Origin of the sequence: Ekhidna sp., assembly GCF_040220215.1 — a bacterium.
Taxonomy (GTDB): domain Bacteria; phylum Bacteroidota; class Bacteroidia; order Cytophagales; family Cyclobacteriaceae; genus Ekhidna.
Genome location: NZ_JAVJTR010000011.1, coordinates 20,804 through 44,394, shown reverse-complemented (window position 1 = coordinate 44,394; position 23,591 = coordinate 20,804). Strand labels below are relative to the sequence as shown.

Below are 23,591 nucleotides of genomic sequence, written 5' to 3'. Positions count from 1 at the left end.
GTGACAATTACTTCACTAAATCCGTATGCAATCCACACTCCACTTTATTCAATCCAAACCATCTTGCTTCGCGCTCCTGCATGTCCAGATCCATTTTACGGGTACATGGCTCACATCCAATACTTATATATCCCTGAGCATCGAGCGGATGTTTGGGGAGATCATGCTCTTTGATGTAAGCAAATATTTTTCGATTGTCCCAGTCAAGCATCGGGTGAAAACGGATGCTATTAAAAGGTGCTGGTTGCTCTACTTTCATCGCTTTTCGTACAGCACTTTGATCCCCACGCACCCCATTGATCCATACATCATGGCTGGCTAAAACGGATTCCATAGGTTGGGTTTTGTTTAGGTAGCAGCAATGATCCGGGTCGGTGGTAAACAGTAGTTTGCCATTGGACTCCCGCTGCATATACTTGGGGGTATTTGGCTTTAAATCCACAATTTTTAGCCTCAGTTTATCTGCAACTTGATCTCGAAATGAAACAGTTTCTGGGAAGAGATATCCTGTATTAATAAAGTAGACAGGAATAGAATTATCGATTTCACTGAGGATATGAAGCATCGGGATACTATGCGTTTGAAAGGAAGATGTGGTAAATAACCGCTTTCCCTCACTTCTATATTTCTCAATTTTTTCTCTAATTTCTGCTACCTCCATAGAATGAATTTCAAGGCAAAACAATAACAGCCAAAAATAAATTCATAGCATTCGGAAACATCTTTATAAAACGTGTTGTTAAGAGTTCCAGTAATTTTGTGGCATGCCAAGAGTAACAATAAACAGGAAGGAGCATTTCAATGCAGCTCACAGGCTCTACAATGAGTCATGGTCTGATGAGAAAAATGAGGAGGTGTTTGGAAAGTGCAATAATCCAAACTGGCATGGACATAATTATGAAATGGTTGTAAGCTTGACCGGTGAACCAAATCCGGATACCGGATATGTTTACGATATGAAAAAACTAAGTGATTTGATCAAAGAGCGTGTGCTCAAGCGATTTGATCATAAAAACTTGAATTTGGATGTAACCGAATTCAAAAATCTGAATCCAACAGCAGAAAACATCGTCAAAGTCATCTATGATATATTGAGACCGGAAATAGAGGACCAATACGAAATGAAAATAACACTTTATGAAACAGAAAGAAACTTCGTTGAATACCCAGGTTGAGGTAGATGAGATTGGCGATGATCATGTGGGTACTTCATACGATACGCCTCTTCGTCCGGATGCCTTTGAGCAAGATGATGACTTAAAAGTTGAACTGATTTCCAAGCATTTTAAGGAAATCATGCAAATATTAGGTTTAGACCTGGAAGATGATTCCTTAGCAGGGACACCAAAACGTGTGGCTAAAATGTATGTGGAGGAAGTATTCTCAGGGCTTAATCCTAAGAACAAACCAAAAATCAGACTATTTGACAACAAGTACAATTACGATCAGATGCTGGTTGAAAAGGATATTACTTTCTATTCGCATTGTGAGCATCATTTTGTGCCAATATACGGTAAGGCACATGTTGCGTATTTCTCAAGCGGGAAGGTGATCGGATTGTCAAAAATCAATCGAATTGTACAATTCTTTGCTAAAAGACCACAGGTTCAGGAGCGGTTGACAGTTCAAATCGGCAAAGAGCTCAAGGCCATCCTCAAAACTGAAGATGTAGCGGTGGTGATGGATGCCTCTCATATGTGTGTTTCTTCCCGAGGGGTGAATGATACGAATAGCAGAACAGGAACTGCTTTTTTCGATGGAAAATTCAAAGATCAGAATATTAAGAATGAATTTTTGAATTACATCAATACCGATTCTACACAGCTTTAGTTATTTCTTTCATCGATGATTTAAATCTAGGTTTTCTATAAAAGCCTGATGTTCTATCTTTGCGCACTGTTTTTGAAAACCATTTAAAAAATCATGGATAAAATAATCTATTTAGTGCCTGCTCTAGGGCTCCTGGGGCTTCTTGTGATGATCATCAAGTCTCGCTGGGTAAACAAGCAGGATGCAGGTGATGAGAAAATGCAAACACTTGCAAATCACATCCGAGAGGGGGCATTAGCCTTTCTAAGTGCAGAGTACAGAATACTTGCCATTTTCGTTGTTTTGGCAGGAGCTCTCTTAGGCGTAATATCAATGATGGTAGAAACCACACATTGGTTTATCATTGTTGCTTTTGTCATTGGGGCATTCTTTTCAGCATTAGCTGGAAACATCGGGATGCGCATAGCAACAGCTGCTAACGTACGAACCACGCAAGCTGCACGAACTAGCTTACCTCAGGCACTGAAAGTATCATTCACTGGAGGAACCGTAATGGGACTTGGAGTGGCAGGATTAGCTGTATTTGGTCTAAGTATGCTTTTCATCATCATCTTCCAATGGTTTATGGGTGGCGTTTGGACGAATACAGGAGACATGACGATCGTACTTGAAGCGTTGGCTGGGTTCTCTTTGGGAGCAGAGTCAATCGCACTTTTTGCAAGAGTAGGTGGAGGTATCTATACAAAAGCTGCTGATGTAGGAGCTGATCTTGTAGGAAAAGTCGAAGCTGGAATTCCGGAAGATGATCCTAGAAACCCTGCTACTATTGCTGATAATGTTGGCGATAACGTAGGTGATGTTGCAGGAATGGGTGCCGATCTTTTCGGCTCTTACGTGGCGACAGTTCTTGCTTCAATGGTACTTGGAAATTATGTAATAAGAGACATGGGCGGCTCTGTGGATGATGCCTTCGGCGGAATAGGTCCTATTCTTCTTCCATTGGTAATAGCGGGACTTGGAATCGTGTTCTCACTTTTCGGAACTCTATTCATTAAGATTTCAAGTAATGACGCTAAAGAAGCACAGGTTCAAGCTGCTTTGAATAAAGGAAACTGGGGTTCTATCATCCTAACAGGGATAGCATTGTTTTTCCTACTTCCGGAGATGCTTCCAGCTACCATGCAGATGGATTTCTTTGGTGAAGGTCTAAAAACAATTACCCCAATGGGCGTTTTCTATGCTGTTTTGGTGGGTCTTGCCGTAGGAGGATTGATTTCATATTTCACTGAATATTATACAGGACTTGGCAAAAAACCTGTTTTGGATATAGTAAAAAACTCAGCGACTGGAGCTGCTACTAATATTATCGCAGGTCTTTCTACTGGTATGATTTCCACATTTGCTCCAATCTTACTTTTTGCGGGCGCTATTTGGGGAGCTTATGAATTTGCTGGATTCTACGGTGTTGCCATTGCTGCCTCTGCCATGATGGCCACTACAGCTATGCAGTTAGCGATTGACGCGTTTGGTCCGATTGCCGATAACGCAGGAGGTATCGCTGAAATGAGTGAACTTCCTGATGACGTAAGAGCAAAAACAGATATTCTTGATTCTGTGGGAAACACGACTGCTGCGGTTGGTAAAGGATTTGCAATTGCTTCAGCGGCATTGACTGCTCTGGCATTATTTGCAGCTTACGTGACCTTTACAGGAATTGATGGAATCAATATTTTCAAAGCCAAAGTACTTGCTGCTTTATTTATAGGAGGTATGGTTCCGGTTGTATTCTCAGCACTTGCTATGAGATCTGTAGGTAAGGCTGCCATGGAAATGGTGAAAGAGGTGAGACGCCAGTTCAAAGAAATTCCGGGTATCATGGAAGGAACGGGTAAACCGGAATACGGCAAATGTGTGGATATTTCTACAAAAGCAGCATTGAGAGAAATGATGCTTCCGGGAGCTATTACAATTATCGCACCGGTGCTAATAGGTTTCACAATGGGGCCTGAAGCACTTGGTAGTTATATGGCAGGTGTAGCAGTTTCAGGTGTTCTATGGGCAATTTTTCAAAACAATGCTGGTGGAGCCTGGGATAACGCCAAGAAATCATTCGAGGCAGGGGTTATGATCGAAGGAGAGATGACCTACAAGGGTTCAGAAGCTCACAAAGCAGCAGTAACTGGAGATACAGTGGGAGATCCATTCAAAGATACTTCCGGACCTTCCATGAACATCCTAATCAAACTAACCTGTTTAGTAGGCCTTGTGATCGCACCAATCTTAGGTGAGGTTTACGGAACCGGAACGCATGGATCAGGGGAAGAAGCTGCGATCATTGTTGTCGAGGAAGCTGAACCGGTTGAAGAAATGGTAAAGGTGACCAAGGAATTTAAAGTGGAGATGGAAACATTGGAAGATGGGCAGGTTCAGGCAATTGTAACTTATACAGCTATGGAAAATGCAGAAGCAATGACTAGAGTGGATACACTTGTTGGAGCTGAGGCTGATGTTAAGACACAAATTGATGCGATGAGGCAATAATTTTAGTTTAACAATAACACGGAACCCTGTCTTAACGGATCAGGGTTTTTTTGTGCCTGATTGTTATAGTTGACTAACTTAGCTAACTTTAAAATGTGAAGACTTATAACATTCATGAGGCCAAAACCCACCTTTCCAAGATTCTTAATGAAGTAAGGGAAGGTGAAATCGTCTATATAGCCAAATCAGGAAAGAAAATTGCAGAACTAAAGCCTGTGGAAGAAAAAAGTAGATCGATAAAATTGGGATTGCTAAAAGATAAGATTTCGGTTACTGATAACTGGAATAGTGACGAAACAAATGAAGAAATTGCAAAATCCTTCTTTCAGGAAGATCCTTCAGAACCTAACTCAGATCAGGAGGTAGACGGAGAGGTTCACCCGAAGTACAGAGAATTTTTCTATGGAAAAAAATAACCTGTTGATTGATTCTCAAATTCTGATTTGGTCACAGCATGAACCAGAGAAACTATCAAAGAAAGCACGGGATTTTTTATTGGATGATAGATTAATCAAATGGGTAAGTGTTGTATCTATTTGGGAGCTAACAGTTAAAATAACAAAAGGCACCTTAAAATTTGATTTTAATTGGAATCATCTATTTGAAAATCAGCCATTTGAGCTGTTAAAGGTTGAGGTAAATCATATTGATAAGACCAGAACTTTACCTTTCATTCACAAAGACCCATTCGACCGACTGCTCATTGCTCAATCCATTGTCGAAGGCATACCTCTAATCACCTCCGACAAACAAATCCAACTATACGATTTCCCCCATTTTAAAGCTTAGGAATGCTGAGCTTAATTCAAATTGGTGAAGACTGGTTCAGGTCTAAAAATTGGGAGACTTTTGATTTCCAACGAAGGACATGGGCTGCTTATTTGGAAGGCAAAAGTGGCTTACTCAATGCTCCAACCGGTTCAGGTAAAACCTATGCTCTATGGATTCCATGCTTGCTCGAGTTCTTAAGGGAAAACGAACCTTATGAGGTAAAGCCAGAAGTACAGATTCTCTGGATTACACCGCTTAGAGCTCTAGCTAAAGACATTCAAAGAGCGATGCAGCTAGTATGTGACGAGATGGATATCCGCTGGAAGGTAGGATTACGAACTGGTGAAACCACAACTTCCGAAAGACAAAGACAAAAAAAGACTGCACCTCAGGCATTGGTAATTACCCCGGAAAGCCTGCATGTTTTACTTAGCCAAAGTGATTATCCCAACTATTTAAAGAACATTAAAAGCATAATAGTTGATGAGTGGCATGAATTAATAGGAACTAAGCGTGGAGTAGCTACTGAGCTGGCTATTTCCAGAATTAAGAAGCTTACAGACAATAAGTTGAAAGTCTGGGGAATCTCAGCCACGATTGGCAATTTACCACAAGCAAAACGGGTGTTGTTGGGAGAAGACCTTTATAAGAATGCTGTCTCTATCAAATCCAACATTAAAAAGAAGATTGAGGTGACCTCTATTATGCCCGATGAGGTAGAGAAGTTCCCCTGGTCTGGCTATCTGGGAGTGAAATTGCTTGATAAGGTGTTGCCCATTATACATAAGAGCAAAACCACACTGCTTTTCACCAACACTCGATCTCAAACCGAACTTTGGTATCAGGCCATCCTGAAAGAAGCACCGGAGTTGGCCGGAATCATAGCCATGCATCATGGCTCGATGGATCAACATATTCGGGGATGGGTTGAAGATGCTCTTCATGAGGGAAAACTAAAGTTGGTAGTTTGTACTTCTAGTTTGGATTTAGGAGTTGATTTTCGTCCGGTTGATACTGTGATCCAAATCGGAGGACCAAAAGGCGTTTCCCGATTTCAACAGCGTGCAGGAAGGAGTGGACATGGTCCTGGTGAGGTCAGTCGAATCCATTTTGTGCCTACACATTCACTCGAACTAATAGAAGGAGCAGCTCTAAGGTCGGCGATCAAAGAGGGAAAATTTGAACAGCGAAAGCCATTGGAAAAATGTCTGGATGTACTTGTTCAGTACCTTGTTACACTCTCGGTGAGTGGCGGATTTCGACCGTTGGAAATACTTGAAGAGATCAAGCAAACGTACTGTTATCGCTTTCTATCAGCCGATGAATGGAATTGGGTGTTGGAATTTATTACGACGGGGGGAAGTACATTGGGTGAATATGATGAGTTTTCCAGGGTGTATAATGAAGATGGCGTTTATAAGATCATCAATGATAAAGCAGCTCATAGACACAAGTTATCCATCGGTACGATTGTAGGTGACCCGGCCATGAGTGTTAAATTGATTACCGGAGGTCATCTGGGAACAGTCGAGGAAAGCTTTGTTTCAAAGCTAAATCCGGGAGATCGCTTTTGGTTTGCCGGACAAAATTTGGAGTTCATTCGAATCAAAGATTTGACTGTTTTAGTGAAAAAGTCAAAAAGAAAGAGCGGGCTTACACCGGCATGGGGTGGTGGAAGACTTCCACTTTCATCCTTGTTGTCAGACCAAATTCGAGCCAAATTACAGCTTGCTGTTGAGGGTGATTATTCGGATGTTGAGCTTCAGAAGATAAAGCCAATACTAGACCTGCAAAGCAAAATGTCTATGATTCCGGACAAAGATTCTCTTTTGATTGAAAAAGTGGAAACAGAGCATGGACATCACTTGTTCTTTTTCACCTTCGAAGGAATGTTTGTCCATGAAGTGCTAGCAGGACTTGTAGCTTATCGAATGAGCAAGCTTCAGAAAATCACATTCTCCATATCAATGAATGATTATGGATTTGAGCTTCTTTCAGATCAAGAAATAGCAATCGAAGAAGCTTTAGAACTAGACCTTTTCTCAGAGGTAAACATCTTTGAGGACATCAATGAGTCAATCAATATGACTGAGATGGCTCAACGGAAATTCAGGGATGTTGCAACAATTGCAGGTTTGATTTTTCAGGGCTATCCTGGTAAAAATATCAAAGCAAGGCACTTGCAGGCTTCATCCGGAATCTTGTACAGGGCTTTTAAAGAGTACGATCAAAACAACTTGTTGCTAAAACAGTCTATGGAGGAAGTGATGACCCTTCAACTGGATCAGTCAAGATTTATGGAAGCGATTCGTAGAATCAACTCTCAGAAGATCATCCTGAAAGAAACGCAAAAACCTACACCGTTTGCCTTCCCGATTCTGGTGGATATGATCAGGCGGGAACGTCTCAGTTCAGAAGATGTGACAGATAGAATATTAAAAATGCAAATGCAGCTTGAACGATCTGTTAGCTCGGACTAAATTTGGGATAATGAAAGTATCAATAACACTTCTGACACTATTTGCTGCAACAGCACTTTATAGTCAGTCCATTGTTGGAAAATGGAAAACAATAGATGATGAATCGGGAAAACCTCGCTCAGTCGTAGAGATTTACGAAAAAGGTGGTAAATATTTTGGGAAGATTGTGGAGCTATACAGAGAACCGGGGGAGGATCCGGATCCTATTTGTCAAGAATGCAATGATCACAGGAAAGGAAAGAAAGTGATAGGAATGGAGATAATCACAGATTTGAAATATAATAAGGGTGATGATGAGTATCATAAAGGCGAGATTCTCGATCCGGAAAATGGTAACATCTATGATTGTAGGCTTTGGGTTGAAGATGGAAACTTGAAGGTACGTGGTTATCTGTTATTCTTCTATCGTACCCAAACCTGGCTTCCTTATTCAGGTGTCTGATTTTATTGCAAACATTCAAGGAGAAAAATTAAGACTGCTTTCAGAGCGAGCCATTTTTTGGAAAAAAAAACAGATGTTGATTCTCTCAGATCTTCATCTGGGAAAAGCTGGTCATTTCCGAAAGCATGGTATTCCTGTTTCAAGAAAAATTCATTTGTCTGATTTACAAACTCTTGAAAAACTGATTCAAGCCAATAAACCAAAGCAAGTTATCCTACTGGGAGACTTGTTTCACAGCGTTGAAAACAATGAATGGAATGACTTTTTACAGTTTTTAGAAGTCTATGACAATGTGAAATTTACCCTGATAGAAGGGAATCATGATATCCTTTTAGAATATCCGAAATCAATGGAGCTTTTACCAATTTTAAAAATGCCACCATTTTCTTTTACACATATTAGGCAGGATTCTGGATGCTATAATATTTCTGGTCATATCCACCCGGGAGTGTCTATCCGTGGGAAAGGAAGACAAAGTATTACTATACCTTGTTTTCATTTCGCAGCATCGTATGCGGTACTTCCTGCATTTGGGCAGTTTACCGGTATTAAGAAAATCCGGCCTAAAAAGGGTGATCGAGTATTTGGTATTGCTGATAGGTCCATCATTGAATTAACGTGAGAAATAGCGTATTTTACAATTGTAAACCCATTTACTCACCGAAAAGGGGTTACTTATTTGGTATGAATCGTATTAAAAACTGGCTTGGTGTATGAAGGACAGTGAGATACTGGAGGGAATTAGTCGCGGAGATGAGCGTATGCTTGATCATCTGTATAAGAAATATTACAGGATGATGACCAAGATTGTGCTGTCTAATAATGGGACTGAGGACGAAGCGAAAGATGTATACCAGGAAGCCTTACTCGCATTTTGGCAGAAAGCTGCAAGTGGTAAGTTGGTTTTGACATCCAAAATCAGCACCTATTTGTATAGCATCTGTCTCAATCAGTGGAGGAAGGAATTAGATCGGAAGAGTCGTTTAAGCTCGGAAGAAGTGGATGGTGAAGAGCACCAGACGCACGATGCGAAAGAACGACTGAAAATTGTGATGGACTGTATTGGACAGTTGGGAGATGTGTGTAAAAAGGTATTGACTCATTACTATTTTGATGGTATGGGGATGCCTGAGATTGCGGAGAAGATGAATTTCGCCAATACAGACACAGCAAAGACGAAAAAATATAAGTGTAAAAAGAAACTGGATAGTTTAATAAAAAGCAAATACACCACTGAGGACTTTTTTGATTAGACATGACAAAAATTAACCAAGAACGAATTGACAAGTACCATTCAGGCCGAATGGAAGAAAAAGAAATTGCTGATTTTGAAAATCAGCTCCAATCAGACCCTGCTTTAAAAGCAGAAAGTGATTTTCAGGCCGACATAGTGAATGGTTTGAAAGAGTTCCGTAAAACAGAGCTAAAATCAAGAATGGACGCCATCAACGTAGGGCCATCATGGTTTGAATATGCTCAACAATCTGCGTTAATGAAATCAATGGGTGGGGTCATTGTAGCCTCTATAATAGGTACAGGCATTTATTTCCTTGGTGAGAAAGAAGGAGCGGTTGAAGAATCAAATCCTATTACCATTGATGCCCCTTTAAATGAATCAACTGAATTCGTGTTGAAATTGGGTGATGAAAATGTTCCTGAAAACGAAAGAGATTTAGAAAAACCAATAATTGAAGAAAGAGAGTCTATCGCTGAACTTCAGTCCGAAAGCTCGAATGCCACTGCTGTTATTGCTGAAAATGACGAAACTGGAAAAGAGGAATCGGTAAAAACTGATTCTTTTAAACCAACGTTTGAAGCACCTCCTGCTCTGACTGTAGAAGACGACAGTAAATTCACTTCTTCCGAATTAGATGAATTACCTGAAAATAGCTCGAAAATTGCTAAAGAAGATCCAATAGATGTCAGGACTGAAAATAGCAGAAACACCACGATCAAGTACAAGTATTTTGACGGAAAGCTATTCTTAAGTGGGGATTTTGATAAAGCTCCTTATGAGATATTGGAGATTAATAGTGCTGATGGAAGACGTATCTACGTCTATTATTTGGGCACTTATTATAAAGTTGGACTTACAGATAAACTCATCGAGTTACCAAAAGTGAAAGATGAAGCAGTGATTGAAGAATTAAAGCTGCTGAGAGATAATAAGTAATATTCCAAAGCATTTCCATTTTGCCTAAATTCGTGGCAAATGGAGCAGAAAAAAACCAGAAAAAAACGCAAGCTTGGAAGCTATCCCTTTGCCAGTGTGGTCTTTAGTATCACAGTGGCATTGTTGGTTTTGGGCCTTTTTGGTTGGCTTGTTTTGCATTCATCCCGATTGGGCACTCAGATTCAGGAAAACATCGAAGTACAGGTTTATCTGAACAAGAATATATCGCAATCAGATATTACAAAAATTCGTACTGCAATAGCCTCTAAACCCTACACCCTGGTAAAAGAAACTCCGCAGATTGCTTTAATTACTAAAGAAGAAGCAGCTCAGCAATTCGTAGAAGCAACAGGCGAAGATTTTAAAGATTTTCTGGGGGATAATCCGCTCAGAGACCTCTTTGCTGTAAAGATCAAAGGTGGATATCAGGCACTGGACAGCCTGAACCAAATTAAAGCTGAAATAGAAGGAATGCGAGGTGTTTTTGAAGTTGAATATGAAGAAAGCCTCATCGAAAGTATAAATGAAAACCTGACTAAAATTGGCTTCATACTTCTTGGGATAGCTATTTTCGCGCTTATTGTTGTGATTATTCTTATCAATAACACGATTAAACTAGCCCTCTTTTCACAACGGTTTCTCATACGAAGTATGCAACTTGTAGGTGCAACCAGTTCATTTATTCAACGCCCATTTCTTTACCGATCGATGATGTATGGTTTTTTCGCAGGAGTATTGTCGTGCGGAATCATTTATGGATTTACGATGTATATGAACGATGCTATTGAAGGGTTGGAAGAGCTTCAGGATATGAATGGATTTTTATTGTTATTTGCAATCATCCTGATCATGGGAATTCTCGTAGGATACTTTAGCTCCCTAAGAGCTATTCGAAAATATTTAAAAATGTCATTGGACGAACTTTATTAAGACATGTCAGAAAAAAGAAAACTAGCCTTCTCAAAGGCCAATTATATGATCATGATCACAGGCGTTGTTGTATTGGCGCTTGGTTTCATCATTATGACCATGGATACTGAGCCGTATGGTTTCGGATTTCTTGGACTTACCTTAGGTCCGATCGTAGTGATGCTTGGGTTTATCATTCAATTCGTAGCTATTTTTTATAAACCGAAATCTAATTCCGATTCTGAATGAGTTGGATTGAAGCCCTCATTTTAGGGATTATTCAGGGCCTTACCGAATTTCTACCCGTGAGCAGCAGTGGTCATCTGGAGATAGGATCTGTTCTGTTAAATGCGCAAAGCTCTGATAATCTGCTTTTTGCCGTAGTTGTACACCTGGCAACAGCATTGGCAACCATTGCTGTCTTCAAAAATGATATCCTGATATTACTAAAAGACATTTTAAAGTTTCAATGGAATGAATCAACACAGTTTGCTTTTAAAATAGTGTTGTCAATGATTCCAGTTTTTGTGGTTGGCGTCTTCTTTAAGGATCAAATAGAAGCATTATTTGTAGGTAACCTTACCTTGGTTGGCTCAATGCTATTAATCACCGGAGCTTTGCTTTTGTTTGCCCATTATAAAAAGGATGGAGCTAAATCTGTTGGATTTGTTGGAGCAATAGTTATAGGCTTGGCTCAGGCCTTTGCTGTATTACCCGGTATTTCTCGATCAGGTTCTACCATTGCCACAGCACTAATACTCGGTGTGGAAAGATCAAAAGCAGCACGATTTTCATTCTTAATGGTCTTAATACCAATTCTAGGAGCCAGTCTGCTGGAGTTGAAAGATTATGCTGAGAATACCACGGCACACTCTATTGATGCGATGAGTTTGATTATCGGGTTTATCGCTGCATTTATTGCAGGATTTATAGCCTGCAAATGGATGATTACCATAGTCCGAAAAGGAAAGTTGACCTTCTTTGCTGTGTATTGTTTTATCATTGGCACAATAGCCATTATCGCCGGGTAGAGAATGCAAAACACTTTCGAAGAAGGACGACTTTTATTGATCAATAAGCCGGTAGACTGGACCTCTTTTGATGTGGTGAAAAAACTGCGCTATGTGTTGAAGGTAAAAAAAATCGGACATGCAGGAACATTGGATCCATTAGCAACCGGATTGCTCATCATCGGGACAGGGAAGTTTACTAAAAAACTCAATGAACTTCAGGGACTGGACAAGTCGTACGAAGGGATTATTGAGATTGGAAAGACCACACCTTCATACGATTTAGAAACGGAGTTTGATTCCGAAAGTGATTGGTCGAATGTGACGGCTGAAATGATGGAAACTGTGAGGGAAAAGCTGAGCGGGCCTATAGAACAGATACCACCGGCACACTCCGCAATCAAGATTGGAGGAGAGCGAGCGTATAAAAAAGCACGAAAAAATAAAGAAGTGAAGTTGGAGCCGAGATCGGTGACCATTCATAATTTTGAGATTGACACTTCCTCTTTACCTGACATAAAGTTTCGAGTGGAATGCTCCAAGGGCACGTACATCAGAAGCCTGGCTCATGATTTTGGAAGAGAGTTAGGTGTAGGTGGATATTTAAAAAAACTCGTACGAACCAGTGTTGGAGATTATCAGTTGTCAGATGCAGTAGATTTGGATGAATTAATTCGTCAGCATAATGAAGGTAGTTGACCATATAGAAGATTTTGAGAAGCCGGACTATGCGGTAGTGACCATTGGCACTTTTGATGGTGTGCATATTGGTCATCAAACCATTCTGAAAAGATTGGTATCTGAAGCTAAAAAAGTCAATGGCAAAAGTGTATTAATCACCTTTTGGCCTCACCCAAGATTCATTCTTAACAAGGATGCTGATAAGTTAAAGCTGCTTTCAACTTTCAACGAGAAAGTGAAAATGGTAGCAGATCTGGGCGTTGATTTTATTTTGAAGATTGCATTTACTCCCGAGTTTTCCAATTTAAGTGCAGATGAATTTGTTCAGCAGATTTTGGTAAATAAGGTTGGGACAAAGAAGCTATTTATCGGCTATGATCACCATTTTGGGAATAACAGAGAAGGGAACATAAAGTTTCTTCATCAGAATTCTTCCCGCTACGGTTTTGAAGTAAACGAAATCTCCAAACAGGAAATTGATCACATAGGAGTCAGCTCCACTAAAATTCGGAATACGCTGGAAAGCGGAGAGATTCATTTAGCCAATTCATTATTGGGCAGAAATTATTCTCTTACAGGTAAGGTCATTGACGGTCAGAAGAAGGGTAGGTCTATGGGTTTCCCAACCGCCAACATTGAAATACTGGAATCTTATAAGCTATTACCGGCTGATGGTGTTTATGCAATTAAGGCGACAGTAAATGAGAATTGTTATAATGGCATGCTGAATATTGGCTTTAAACCCACTGTTGATGGAACCAGACGATCGATAGAAGCGCATCTTTTTAATTTTGATGCGGATATCTATGGAAAGGAAATGACCGTTGAGTTTGTGAGATCACTTAGGAAAGAAATGAAGTTTTCTAATTTAGAAGAGTTGAAAGATCAGTTGATGAAGGATAGAGAGCGCGCTTTAAAAATTTTATCATGAAGTTCAGTACTTTGAAGATATTGATAGTTTTTCTGGTGACCTCAATTGCAGGAGTTTCCTGTAAGAAAACGGAATCGTTGATAGACTTTACGGAGGAAGATGAGATTTTATTAGGCGAAAAGCTGGCAATTGCTTTTTCGGAAGATGCTGATTATAACCTGATCTCATCAGAAGGAAATACGATACCATACGGCTATGTCAATTCCCGATTAAATGAAATCATTGCTTCATCAGTATTGACAAAAGGTGAATCATTCACCTGGACGATCACATTGGTAGAGGATGATCGAAGACAGGCATTCGCCTTTCCGGGAGGGTATTTGTATGTAAGTACCGGAATGATTTTCTACCTCAACAACGAAGATGAATTTTCTGGATTGCTGGCTCATCTTATCGCGCACATTGATCAATCGCACATTACAGAAACGCTGTTCTTTAAATACGGTGTGAACGGCCTTAAATCTATCGCATCTTCAGGTGATTCAGAGTCATTAAAAAGCATCATTGAAGACCTGGAGTTGAGTGGTGATTACCTTCAAATTTCCAGAGCAAATGAATTACAGGCAGATACTTTAACAGTCTCGCTTCTGACCGGGACGGGGCAGTCTTGTGAAGCGTCAGGGCTGATCATTGAAAGAATTTTAACAGTACAGCCCAATCAGCTTACAGGATTTATAGGAGCCCACAGGCTAGAAGAGGATCGCGTTGTTGCTATCAAGGAAAAAGCATCTGGTTGTGACACAGCAATTGATGGTGAGTCTGCCGCAAGATATCGATCATTCAGAAATTCGCTCCCTTAAATCAGCCAGAGTAATGATTGCTCCCTGAGGGGGGCAGGGGAGAGTACTATTGAGGAATCAGGAGATTCTGGCATTGATGTCATTTTTATGAGATGAAAGACTAATTTATTTTGAAAAAAATTATGTATTCAAAGCATACGAGAGAAGATTTTTTCTTTGGAGTTGAGAAACACCCCACCCTAACTGGAGTCACTAAGAATGACCCTTTAGGGAATAAAAGGGTGATTTCATAGTACTTCTAAGTCTCGAAAAATCTTCTCGGATGCTAATCAATATTTTTAACTGTAATCGATACCAATAACCATGAGAAAATCAGAAATCAAATTCGTAGTAGAATTAGACAAGGAAAATATTCCGGAAAAAATCATGTGGGAGGCTGATGAGAAAGAGCAGCCGGGGTTGACTGAAACCAAGTCCATCAGTTTGAATCTCTGGGACCATGATAATAAAAATACCATGCGTATCGACTTGTGGTCGAAGGATATGCCCATGGATGAGATGAAGCACTTCTATATCGACTGTCTTGGAGGCCTTGCTCAAAGTGTTTTGAATGCTACGGGCGATGAATACATGAATCAGGAAATCTCTAGTTTGTGCAACAAATTGGTGGAGCATGTAAAAAATGAAGGCTAGGAGCACCATTTAGCAGCGCTAATTCACCAAAAATCATTAATATTATGCATGCATAATATATTTCAGTGAACATTGTGCGATCACTGTCATTTGCTGGAATTTATAGTTAATTTTCTCTTTAAAAGCCGAATATTATTTGCTTAAAACATCAACCCTTATGAACCGAAACATTTACAAATGGATTTTAAGCGTGTGTTTAACCGTATTGATGAGTTACTCATATGCACAAACTACAGTAAGCGGAACCATCATTGATGCTGAAACGGGAGAACCACTCATTGGTACCCAGATTTTGGTAAAAGGAACCGTACTTGGTACAATAACTGACGTCAACGGAAACTTTTCTCTTTCTGTGCAATCCAGCCCACCGATAACTCTTATTATTACTTATGTTGGTTATGAGCGGCAGGAGATTGAGGTCACCTCTTCTGGCCAAAGTCTGGATATCCAATTGGCAGAGGCCACTTTGCTGGGTCAGGAGGTTGTAGTTTCGGCTTCCAGGGTAGAAGAAAATATTCTGCAGTCACCTGTGAGTATTGAGAAGATGGATATTCTGGCCGTACAGAATACTTCTGCGGATACATACTACAAAGCAATTGCAAACCTGAAGGGCGTGGATGTTGCATCAAGCAGTATCAACTTCCAGATTTTAAATGCCAGAGGTTTTGCATCTACCGGTAACACCCGATTTGTGCAGTTAATTGACGGCATGGATACGCAGGCACCTGCACTTAACTTCCCAATTGGAAACCTGAATGGGCCATCTGTGTTGGACGTGGAAAGTGTTGAGTTGATTCCGGGAGCTAGTTCTGCATTATATGGTGCTAACGCTTTTAATGGAGTCTTGCTTATTAATTCAAAGAACCCATTTGAATATCAGGGTTTGAGTGCGTTCATGAAGACAGGTGTCAATCATGTAGGGGATAATGCTGACCAAGATCCTGCTTTAATGAATACATTTTCGCTTAGGTATGCAAAAGCATTCAATAATAAACTCGCATTTAAGATTAATGGAACTTATTCCTACGCTGATGATTGGCATGGTACATCCACTTTTGATCGAAATGCAGATAATAATCCATTTGGAGATCAGCTTGAAAACGTCGGTTCTGATAGGTTGCACATGCATGGCGATGAAGCAGCAGCTAATTTGGCATTGCTTGGAAATGCTGCAGCATTTGCTTTAGGTTCAAGTGGTCCGGGACTTCAGGCAACTTTCAGAGCTAATGATTTTGGTAACGGAAACAATATGCTTGATTATGCATTAGATCTACCTAGTCATACTGTGTCGCTTACTCCTTTTCGAGAGGTTGATTTAATTGACTATGGAGCGGAAAATATGAAAATCAATGCGGGTCTATACTATAGATTGAATGATGATTTGGAATTAAGTGCACTTTATAATGCAGGTTTTGGTACAAGTATTTACACAGGTGCACAGCGTTATTCACTTTCGAATTTTGGAATTCAGCAGGGAAGGCTACAGTTAAGGGGTGATAACTTTTTTGTAAGAACTTATGCCACGATAGAAAATTCAGGAGACTCTTATATTACAGAGTTCCTCGCTCTTAAAATGAATGAAAAGTTTGCGTTTGCAGGTAGACGTGGATATGGAAACTTGCCAAGTGAACAACAATATGTCGATGTTATGGCACCAGCAGGGGAATCAGTGAATAATATTTTAGTAGCTTATTCGCAGGCATACCTTAAGTTTTTGGCAAATGGAAACGGAACTTTACCAGGACTTGATCCAGGAGAAATCAGAGATCTTAGAAATCCAATGTCACCATCTTATAATGCGGAGTTAGCTGCTCAATACGATATTGCGGCGCACCAAAGAGCGCGACAATTTATAGATGATGTATTCCAATTTGATCCAGATTCCCCTGAGTTTGCAGAGGCAAAAAAAGCTGCCTTAGCAGAAGGAACAATTCCTGATGGGCCGAGCTTTGCTGATAAATCTGCTATGTACCAAACAGATGCACAATACGATTTCAAAAATGAGATTGACTTTGTAGAGCTACAGGTTGGAGGTAGTTATCGGATATTTGATTTAAGGTCTGAAGGCACCATCTTCCCTGATCAAGATGGTGGTATTCAAATCAATGAATTTGGAGGGTATGTTCAAGTAGGAAAAAGACTGGTAGACAACTTTAAATTAAGTGGATCAGTCAGATACGATAAAAATGAAAATTTTAAAGGTCAAGTCAACCCTAGAATATCTGGTGTTTATACTGCGGGAAGCAATCACAATTTTAGAGCCTCATACCAAACGGGTTTTAGAAATCCTACTACACAAGGACAATATATTGACTTAAGCGTTGTTTCTGCCAGACTTTTGGGAGGACTACAATCTAATTATGATAAATATCAATTAGCAAGAACAAGCTCTACCGGTCAACCTATTTCATTTACAGCTGGTTCTGTCGCTGCATTTAGGTCTGAATTTTTCTCAACAGGTGATCTTGCGACAGCTACTGGCTTATTAACGCCATTTACTTCGGATGATGTAAGACCGGTTGTTCCTGAGCAAGTTCGATCTATTGAGGTAGGCTACAAGAGTTTGATTGGAAATAAGCTTTTGGTAGACGCTGTTTACTATCACAATACCTATACAGACTTTATTACACAAGTTCAAATTGTGGTAGCTGATGAATACACAAGTGCAGATGCACCTGACCCGACATTAGAAGGAACTGCTAATCCATTAACATTGATCAGTGGAAGTGCCTTAACGATAGAAGATGACGGATCATTCTCCGGGAATACAGCTCAAATCTATTCTAACTTAGAGGATGATGCAACTGCTCAAGGTGCAGCGCTTGGTCTTACATATAACCTTCCTAGAGGATACACTGTCGGAGGGAATTATAGTTGGAATAAGTTCATTGGTGGTTTTACTGACAATAACTTGAATGAATTTAATACACCTGAGCATAAATTCAATATCAACTTCGGCAATAGAAAGCTAACAGATAAGCTAGGGTTCAATGTTACCTACAGATGGCAGGAAGCATTCAGATGGGAATCTTCATTTGCTAGAGGACCTGTCCCGGCATATGGTACTTTTGATGCTCAAGTATCTCTAAAACTGGAAGATATAAAGTCGGTGTTAAAAGTAGGAGGATCAAACCTGTTTGGAGACCCGTATATTCAAAGTTTGGGAGGTCCTAATATCGGTTCGATATATTACGTATCTCTTTCCTTTGATGAACTCATGAATTAAGAATTAGAAAATATATGACTATGTGAAAACCATCAAGTGACCACTCGATGGTTTTTTTGTTTCAACTTTTAAATGTGAATAATGAAAAGAATATTTTGGGTTTTGGCAGTTGCTTTTTTAGCTGCTTGTGGTAATGATAATGATGCGATTCCCGGTTTGACTGGTGAAAGGTATATTGATAGTGTTTTCAGTGAAATTAATGTCAAACTAAATGTGAAATATGGCACTAATCATTCGCTTGCAGGTATTGAAAAAAATCTATTTCTAGATGTTTACTGGCCGGAAAATGACACGATTGATAAAAGGCCAACCATTGTTCTGGCTCATGGTGGAGCTTTCGTGGGTGGTAATAAATCTGATCTTAAAGATTTATGCACCGCTTATGCAAGCATGGGATATACAGTAGCAAGTATTGGTTATAATCTACTGGATGATCGGTTTTTATCTGATTCAGTACGATTTAGTGAAGGTGTTGTTATTGCATTGGGTGATATGAAGGGAGCAATAAGGTACTTACGAGACAATGCTATCAATGGTAATAACGATTATGGTATTAATTCTGAATTAATGTTTGCTGGAGGAATCTCGGCAGGAGCTATTCTTGCCAATCATGTCGGAATGTTGAGTATTGATGATCCGGCCATTCCTGAATATCTACAGACTCACATGGATAATAATGGAGGTTTTGAAGGAGATACCAATGACCTGACTGTTTCCTCTGAAGTAAGTGGAGTAATCAGCTTTTCGGGATCACTGCTAAGGTCACTGTGGATTGATGCTAATGATCCTCCAATATTCATGGTCCATGAGGAATTAGATCCTATCGTCCCTTGTGATTATAGTGCATCTGATCGATTTCCTTTCCCAATTTTAGCGTATGGTGCCTGTGCATTGCAAGATCAAATCGCAGAGTCAGGTATAAAGAATGAATTTGTTTTTTACGAGGGAGTTGATACCCATGTTGGATATTTCACCAATGATAATAAAGAAGCTCAGAAGGAATTAATTAAGGCAACTGCGACCTTTTTAGCGGAAATTATTAATTGAGCTAAGGCTGCTTTCGAGTTAAATCATAAAAAAAGCTGCTCAAACGAGCAGCTTTTTTTGTTCTTAATTGAATTATTGAGCTGGGGCAAGTATCCCTGCAATCACATGAATTCTACCCTGGCTTATGTTTACAGCGTCTAAAAGAACGACTTCAGCATTTAAACCAGTTCCTGCTTCTGCATCGAAATCACCATTGGAATCAATAAATATTCCTGTTCCATTAACCGGATCACTGTTAACTATGAAAAGAGATCCCTGATTTAGTGTTGTATAAGTTGAACCAGTGGTTAAATCATCTTCACCTAAGGTATTTACTCCATCGTCAGTTCCACCACCTTGTCCAATAACAACATGATTTCTAATGTAAGCATCCCATTGTTCAGCTGTTAATGTTGCCGCTGTTATACTTGCTGCTTCAAAAGTTGCATTAGTAGGAGCAAAAACAGTAAGATCAGTAACTGTTGCAAGAGCTGAAGAAATTTTATCTGCCAGATCTTTTCCTGCATCTGCTTTAAGTATACCTTCAGCCAGAATGCTGAAATCACCACCAAGCAATAAACTACCAGCAAGGGTTCCAAGGATTGGTGTTAAAGTAGCTTCTACAGAAACAGGGATTAATACACTACCGGTAGTATGCATGATACCATTAGTTGCTTCTACATCTCCATCAACCACTTCAATTGCTTTGTTAGATGAACCAGTTAAGATTGTTCCGTCTGCATTGAACTTAATTGTTTGAACTGTTTCGGTTGCAGCATCAGTATATAAAGTGTTTAGTTCCGTATCGACGGAGAAATCAGCAGTTGTAACCACTTCGCCGGAAACTATATGATATGCTAGCACTCCTTTAATAATCTCTGGATTGATTGACTCAATTCTTGCTGGGAAACCTGGAGTTTCAAGCAAGCCAATAAAAGCATCGTTATTAGGTGCAAAAAATGTAAATGAACCTTCAGAATCTAGTGTTGCCGTCAATTCAGGGTAAACATTTAAATATTTTTTTAAAGAATCTAATCCTGGTGTGTTGTTCACTAAGTCCAAAATGGAATCAGTAACCGGATCAACCGGATCCCCGCCATCATCGTTACCGCAGCTGGTTATTGCTATAAATGAAGCCATCACTCCAATAAGAGTAAAGGCTTTGAAATACTTCAAAATCGATTTTTTCATTGTATTTGGTTTTAAGTTAACGTACGAATTTAAAAATAAATAATTAATCCCTTAAGTTGCGAATTGTTTGGTAACAAGACACTTTTCTTCCCAAAAACGTTGACTTAATTTTAAAATTATGTCCCAGCCCCAATTCAAGCACTTCCCACATATAAGGCAAAAGCTCTTTGTAGTGGTATTTGGTACGGAAACACGTATAGGTAAGCTATTCGATATCATTTTACTTTGGGCGATTGTTTTGAGTGTGGTGAGCGTAATGCTCGAGAGTGTGAAGGAGATTAGTGAAAACTATAGTCAGGTATTTTTCATTTTAGAATGGTTCTTCACTATCCTGTTCACCATTGAATACTTACTCCGGCTTATAATCACGGCCCAACCCAAAAAGTATGCTTTTAGCTTTTTTGGCATAATAGATTTGCTGGCAACAATACCCGCATACATTACTCTTTTTGTAGCAGGTGGCAGCTATCTTATTGTTATCCGCTCCATTCGATTATTGAGGATATTCAGGATACTCAAGCTGGGGAGGTATTTAAGAGAAGCTTCTGTCTTATCAAACGCACTAGCTGCCAGTCGGTATAAGATTTTTATTTTCCTTGGTGCCGTCTTTACGCTGGCGATGATCATGGGAACATTGATGTATATGATCGAAGGGGGAGAGAGCGGGTTTACCAGCATTCCAAGGAGCATCTATTGGGCCATTGTAACGATTACAACCGTGGGATATGGAGATATTGCACCACAAACGGTAATGGGGCAGGCATTTGCGTCCATGCTAATGCTCATGGGTTATGCTATCATAGCTGTGCCTACCGGAATTGTGACCTCTGAGATTGCACAAGCTGAGAAAAACAAGAAAAAAGAGGAATCTTCAGGGCGAGGTTCCTGTGTGGCCTGTGGCAAAAAAGGACATGATGAAGATGCGATTTTCTGCAAGAACTGCTCCGCTAAACTTTAAGCGGATGCTTTACCTCTAAAGGTCCTGATTACCAGCCAGATAATCACAATTATGAAAGTTAGGATCAAAAAGAAATTGGATGCGTCTGCTATAGTCAAAGAATCGATCCATTCAGTGAATTTGGTTTCTTTTTCTTCCATTCTCTTTTTTTTGCCTTAAATATAGCACGCTTTATTACCAAACGGCGGGATAGATTTTGTAAATTACATATTTATAATTGTATTTAACCATGAAGTTCAGCACTATCATACTACTGTTTACACTTTTCCAAGCGCCCCTCACTGTTGTGAAAAATAATGGGGATCAGATTATTTTAACGAATGTCCGGTTTTATCAAACTGAGAAATTAGCATCTAAAGAGGAGATTTCTTATTCATACAGGGGAACGGTTGACAAAATAAAATTGAAGGAGATAAAACGAATTAGTTTTAAAGAAACTGTTCAGAAGAAGAAGGGGATAACAACCTACCGTGTAATTTTAGTGAAGGATAACAACGATAAGCTGGACGTGGAATTAGACTTGGTCAAGGTGGAAGGAATTAATAGCCAAGGAGAAAAGGAATCCATGAACCTTAGTTCTGTAGATAAGATTTCGTTTTAGTCCGGTTCATTCTATATTTGCGCCTGCCTGTCACAGACAGGATCTCAAAATTTTTGCACTCGTAGTTCACTGGCGGTCCGTCGTTACGGTAGAATACCAGATTTCGGCTTTGAGGCTATATTTTGGGTTGAGAAATGCACTCGTAGTTCAACTGGATAGAATACCAGATTTCGGCTCTGGGGGTTGAGGGTTCGAATCCTTCCGAGTGCACTTTAAGCCTCCATGTGGAGGCTTTTTTTATGTATACCGTATACGCCATATCGAGCATACATCGTAATTATATCTATGTAGTACTTCTGATTTACCGAGTCGTCTGCATTGGCATAATTCTGGTTATGAAAGAACTACCAAAGCCTTAGCTCCTTTTAAACTACTATTATATAAAGAGGATGGGTATGCAACTAGGAAAAATGCGAGAGCCAGAGAGAAGTACTTGAAATCTGGTGCTGGAAAAGAGTTTCTAAAATCTCTAGGAGGTTGAGGGCAGAGGAAACATTATTTAAAGACTCCTTAAACCAGTTCTGTATTCCCCGGCCTGCAGCAGGCAGGCTTGCGAGGATAGCGACAGCTTTCTGTGTCATGGGAATCTCCTTAAAGGAGTATGCTATTAAACAAAGATTCCCAAGTCTCGTTCGGACATCACTCGCAAGGGAATAGGGGTTTTTGTCGGATTCTTGATTCTCACTCATGACTCACTCAAAGCCTACCTTACAGTAGACAGAGGGTATGTATTAGATATGAGTAGAGGAGGAAACGATAAAAAAAGCCCCCAGACATTTTTTTTTGTCAGGGGGCCTTCTCATTAGCGGTGATTGTATTCGATTTTTTCTTTTTAATTAGCTCAGCAAGACAAGCAAAACAATCACCGTTAATATGGATAGGAAAAATCTAACGTAACTCATAATTGATTTCATTTTGTTGTCATAGTAATGTCCAGCGAAGACTTGTTTACCCCCAATCGATTCTTTGAATCCGTCAATTATCTCGATAAAGTGAACGTATATATTCGATGACCCTCTTTGAAGACAGAACTAATCCTATGTTGATCAGAGGTAGTTTCTTCGATCTCCCATACCTGTGTATTATCTTGAATGTCTACAAATAGTTGCGTTTGGGAATCATTCATATGCCAAACTCCAAGCATTCCGGGCGGATCATTGGGATCGCATTTAGTAGCGCCTTCGTTGATTTCATAAGTTCCGTTTGGATAGTAGGTGATGAAGTTATCGGTTACGCATTTGTGCGGTGTAACTGTCCCTAATTCGATTTCTATCTCATTTACCTGATAAGTTTTTCCGAACTCATCTGTTCCGGCAATCAGTTCAGCTCGTGAAACAGGGCGAGGACTATTTTCAACACACCCGGATATAATAAGAACAAGGAGGGTTAGACGTAAAAAAGCCATAGTTGTGTGGTTTACATCTATGGCAAGCTTTTAATTTTCTACC

26 protein-coding genes and 1 tRNA gene are annotated in these 23,591 nt (G+C 39.8%); 23 read left to right on the top strand and 4 right to left on the bottom strand.

From position 1 onward, the window contains the following. Window positions 1-7 precede the first annotated feature (7 nt). A complete protein-coding gene (locus tag RIC88_RS04545; protein ID WP_350216301.1) occupies window positions 8-661 on the bottom strand; it encodes a phosphoadenylyl-sulfate reductase in 654 nt (217 codons plus the stop codon). A 103-nt stretch (window positions 662-764) separates the two neighbouring features. On the opposite strand from RIC88_RS04545, the gene RIC88_RS04540 reads away from it, so the two are divergent. From RIC88_RS04540 to RIC88_RS04450, 19 genes are all read left to right on the top strand, one after another. Then, window positions 765-1,175 carry a 6-pyruvoyl trahydropterin synthase family protein gene (locus tag RIC88_RS04540; RefSeq protein ID WP_350216300.1) on the top strand — a complete coding sequence of 137 codons (411 nt, stop codon included), beginning with the start codon at window positions 765-767 and terminating at the stop codon, window positions 1,173-1,175. Further along, a complete protein-coding gene (gene folE / locus RIC88_RS04535) occupies window positions 1,138-1,830 on the top strand; it encodes a GTP cyclohydrolase I FolE (protein WP_350216299.1) in 693 nt (230 codons plus the stop codon). Before RIC88_RS04540 ends, folE begins: the two co-directional genes overlap by 38 nt. Window positions 1,831-1,923: 93 nt before the next feature. Next, entirely contained in the window at window positions 1,924-4,311 is a 2,388-nt protein-coding gene (locus RIC88_RS04530; RefSeq protein WP_350216297.1) for a sodium-translocating pyrophosphatase, read from the top strand. 95 nt (window positions 4,312-4,406) lie between these two features. Beyond that, entirely contained in the window at window positions 4,407-4,727 is a 321-nt protein-coding gene (locus tag RIC88_RS04525) for a type II toxin-antitoxin system Phd/YefM family antitoxin (protein ID WP_350216296.1), read from the top strand. After that, complete coding sequence (locus RIC88_RS04520; RefSeq protein WP_350216295.1) at window positions 4,714-5,100, top strand: type II toxin-antitoxin system VapC family toxin; 387 nt, start codon at window positions 4,714-4,716, stop codon at window positions 5,098-5,100. Before RIC88_RS04525 ends, RIC88_RS04520 begins: the two co-directional genes overlap by 14 nt. Window positions 5,101-5,102: 2 nt before the next feature. After that, window positions 5,103-7,562 (top strand): ligase-associated DNA damage response DEXH box helicase, encoded by a 2,460-nt coding sequence (locus RIC88_RS04515; RefSeq protein WP_350216294.1) that lies wholly within the window; start codon window positions 5,103-5,105, stop codon window positions 7,560-7,562. A gap of 10 nt (window positions 7,563-7,572) precedes the next feature. Further along, on the top strand, window positions 7,573-8,004 hold the full coding sequence (locus RIC88_RS04510; RefSeq protein ID WP_350216293.1) for a DUF2147 domain-containing protein: 432 nt from the start codon (window positions 7,573-7,575) through the stop codon (window positions 8,002-8,004). After that, complete coding sequence (pdeM, locus tag RIC88_RS04505) at window positions 7,946-8,626, top strand: ligase-associated DNA damage response endonuclease PdeM (RefSeq protein ID WP_350216292.1); 681 nt, start codon at window positions 7,946-7,948, stop codon at window positions 8,624-8,626. The genes RIC88_RS04510 and pdeM overlap by 59 nt, the downstream gene beginning before the upstream one ends. 91 nt (window positions 8,627-8,717) lie before the next feature. After that, window positions 8,718-9,257: an RNA polymerase sigma factor gene (locus RIC88_RS04500; RefSeq protein WP_350216291.1), complete on the top strand. Its 540-nt coding sequence runs from the start codon at window positions 8,718-8,720 to the stop codon at window positions 9,255-9,257. Between the two features lie 2 nt (window positions 9,258-9,259). Continuing rightward, window positions 9,260-10,177, top strand: coding sequence for a hypothetical protein (locus tag RIC88_RS04495; RefSeq protein ID WP_350216290.1), 918 nt, complete (start codon window positions 9,260-9,262; stop codon window positions 10,175-10,177). A 39-nt stretch (window positions 10,178-10,216) separates the two neighbouring features. Further along, window positions 10,217-11,107: a cell division protein FtsX gene (locus tag RIC88_RS04490; protein WP_350216289.1), complete on the top strand. Its 891-nt coding sequence runs from the start codon at window positions 10,217-10,219 to the stop codon at window positions 11,105-11,107. A gap of 3 nt (window positions 11,108-11,110) precedes the next feature. Continuing rightward, window positions 11,111-11,335: a DUF3098 domain-containing protein gene (locus tag RIC88_RS04485; protein WP_350216288.1), complete on the top strand. Its 225-nt coding sequence runs from the start codon at window positions 11,111-11,113 to the stop codon at window positions 11,333-11,335. After that, a complete protein-coding gene (locus RIC88_RS04480; protein ID WP_350216287.1) occupies window positions 11,332-12,117 on the top strand; it encodes an undecaprenyl-diphosphate phosphatase in 786 nt (261 codons plus the stop codon). The genes RIC88_RS04485 and RIC88_RS04480 overlap by 4 nt, the downstream gene beginning before the upstream one ends. Window positions 12,118-12,120: 3 nt before the next feature. Next, complete coding sequence (gene truB / locus RIC88_RS04475) at window positions 12,121-12,795, top strand: tRNA pseudouridine(55) synthase TruB (RefSeq protein WP_350216286.1); 675 nt, start codon at window positions 12,121-12,123, stop codon at window positions 12,793-12,795. Beyond that, window positions 12,782-13,708, top strand: a complete 927-nt coding sequence (locus RIC88_RS04470; RefSeq protein ID WP_350216285.1) for a bifunctional riboflavin kinase/FAD synthetase — start codon at window positions 12,782-12,784, stop codon at window positions 13,706-13,708. Before truB ends, RIC88_RS04470 begins: the two co-directional genes overlap by 14 nt. After that, entirely contained in the window at window positions 13,705-14,508 is an 804-nt protein-coding gene (locus tag RIC88_RS04465) for a M48 family metallopeptidase (protein ID WP_350216283.1), read from the top strand. The genes RIC88_RS04470 and RIC88_RS04465 overlap by 4 nt, the downstream gene beginning before the upstream one ends. Window positions 14,509-14,811: 303 nt before the next feature. Then, window positions 14,812-15,141, top strand: a complete 330-nt coding sequence (gene gldC / locus RIC88_RS04460; protein ID WP_350216282.1) for a gliding motility protein GldC — start codon at window positions 14,812-14,814, stop codon at window positions 15,139-15,141. A 157-nt stretch (window positions 15,142-15,298) separates the two neighbouring features. After that, the gene (locus tag RIC88_RS04455; protein WP_350216281.1) at window positions 15,299-18,367 is read left to right on the top strand and encodes a TonB-dependent receptor plug domain-containing protein; all 3,069 of its coding nucleotides are present in this window, start codon (window positions 15,299-15,301) and stop codon (window positions 18,365-18,367) included. A gap of 81 nt (window positions 18,368-18,448) precedes the next feature. After that, a complete protein-coding gene (locus RIC88_RS04450; protein WP_350216280.1) occupies window positions 18,449-19,414 on the top strand; it encodes an alpha/beta hydrolase in 966 nt (321 codons plus the stop codon). Between the two features lie 72 nt (window positions 19,415-19,486). On the opposite strand, the gene RIC88_RS04445 is transcribed toward RIC88_RS04450, so the two are convergent. Then, window positions 19,487-20,584, bottom strand: coding sequence for a fasciclin domain-containing protein (locus RIC88_RS04445; RefSeq protein ID WP_350216279.1), 1,098 nt, complete (start codon window positions 20,582-20,584; stop codon window positions 19,487-19,489). 118 nt (window positions 20,585-20,702) lie between these two features. Here RIC88_RS04445 and RIC88_RS04440 point away from each other — a divergent pair, with 118 nt between their 5' ends. Beyond that, the gene (locus RIC88_RS04440; protein WP_350216278.1) at window positions 20,703-21,542 is read left to right on the top strand and encodes an ion transporter; all 840 of its coding nucleotides are present in this window, start codon (window positions 20,703-20,705) and stop codon (window positions 21,540-21,542) included. Here the strand turns inward: RIC88_RS04440 and RIC88_RS04435 are convergent. Further along, window positions 21,539-21,682: a hypothetical protein gene (locus tag RIC88_RS04435; protein ID WP_350216277.1), complete on the bottom strand. Its 144-nt coding sequence runs from the start codon at window positions 21,680-21,682 to the stop codon at window positions 21,539-21,541. The two genes, RIC88_RS04440 and RIC88_RS04435, sit on opposite strands and share 4 nt — an antisense overlap. An 89-nt stretch (window positions 21,683-21,771) precedes the next feature. Here RIC88_RS04435 and RIC88_RS04430 point away from each other — a divergent pair, with 89 nt between their 5' ends. The 3 genes from RIC88_RS04430 (at window position 21,772) to RIC88_RS04420 (ending at window position 22,624) form a co-directional block, all read left to right on the top strand. Beyond that, on the top strand, window positions 21,772-22,143 hold the full coding sequence (locus RIC88_RS04430; RefSeq protein ID WP_350216276.1) for a hypothetical protein: 372 nt from the start codon (window positions 21,772-21,774) through the stop codon (window positions 22,141-22,143). A 136-nt stretch (window positions 22,144-22,279) separates the two neighbouring features. Next, window positions 22,280-22,353, top strand: a tRNA-Arg gene (locus RIC88_RS04425). A gap of 103 nt (window positions 22,354-22,456) precedes the next feature. Next, window positions 22,457-22,624 carry a GIY-YIG nuclease family protein gene (locus RIC88_RS04420; RefSeq protein ID WP_350216825.1) on the top strand — a complete coding sequence of 56 codons (168 nt, stop codon included), beginning with the start codon at window positions 22,457-22,459 and terminating at the stop codon, window positions 22,622-22,624. A gap of 498 nt (window positions 22,625-23,122) precedes the next feature. Here RIC88_RS04420 and RIC88_RS04415 read toward each other — a convergent pair whose 3' ends face one another. Next, on the bottom strand, window positions 23,123-23,548 hold the full coding sequence (locus tag RIC88_RS04415; RefSeq protein ID WP_350216275.1) for a hypothetical protein: 426 nt from the start codon (window positions 23,546-23,548) through the stop codon (window positions 23,123-23,125). Window positions 23,549-23,591: the final 43 nt, after the last annotated feature.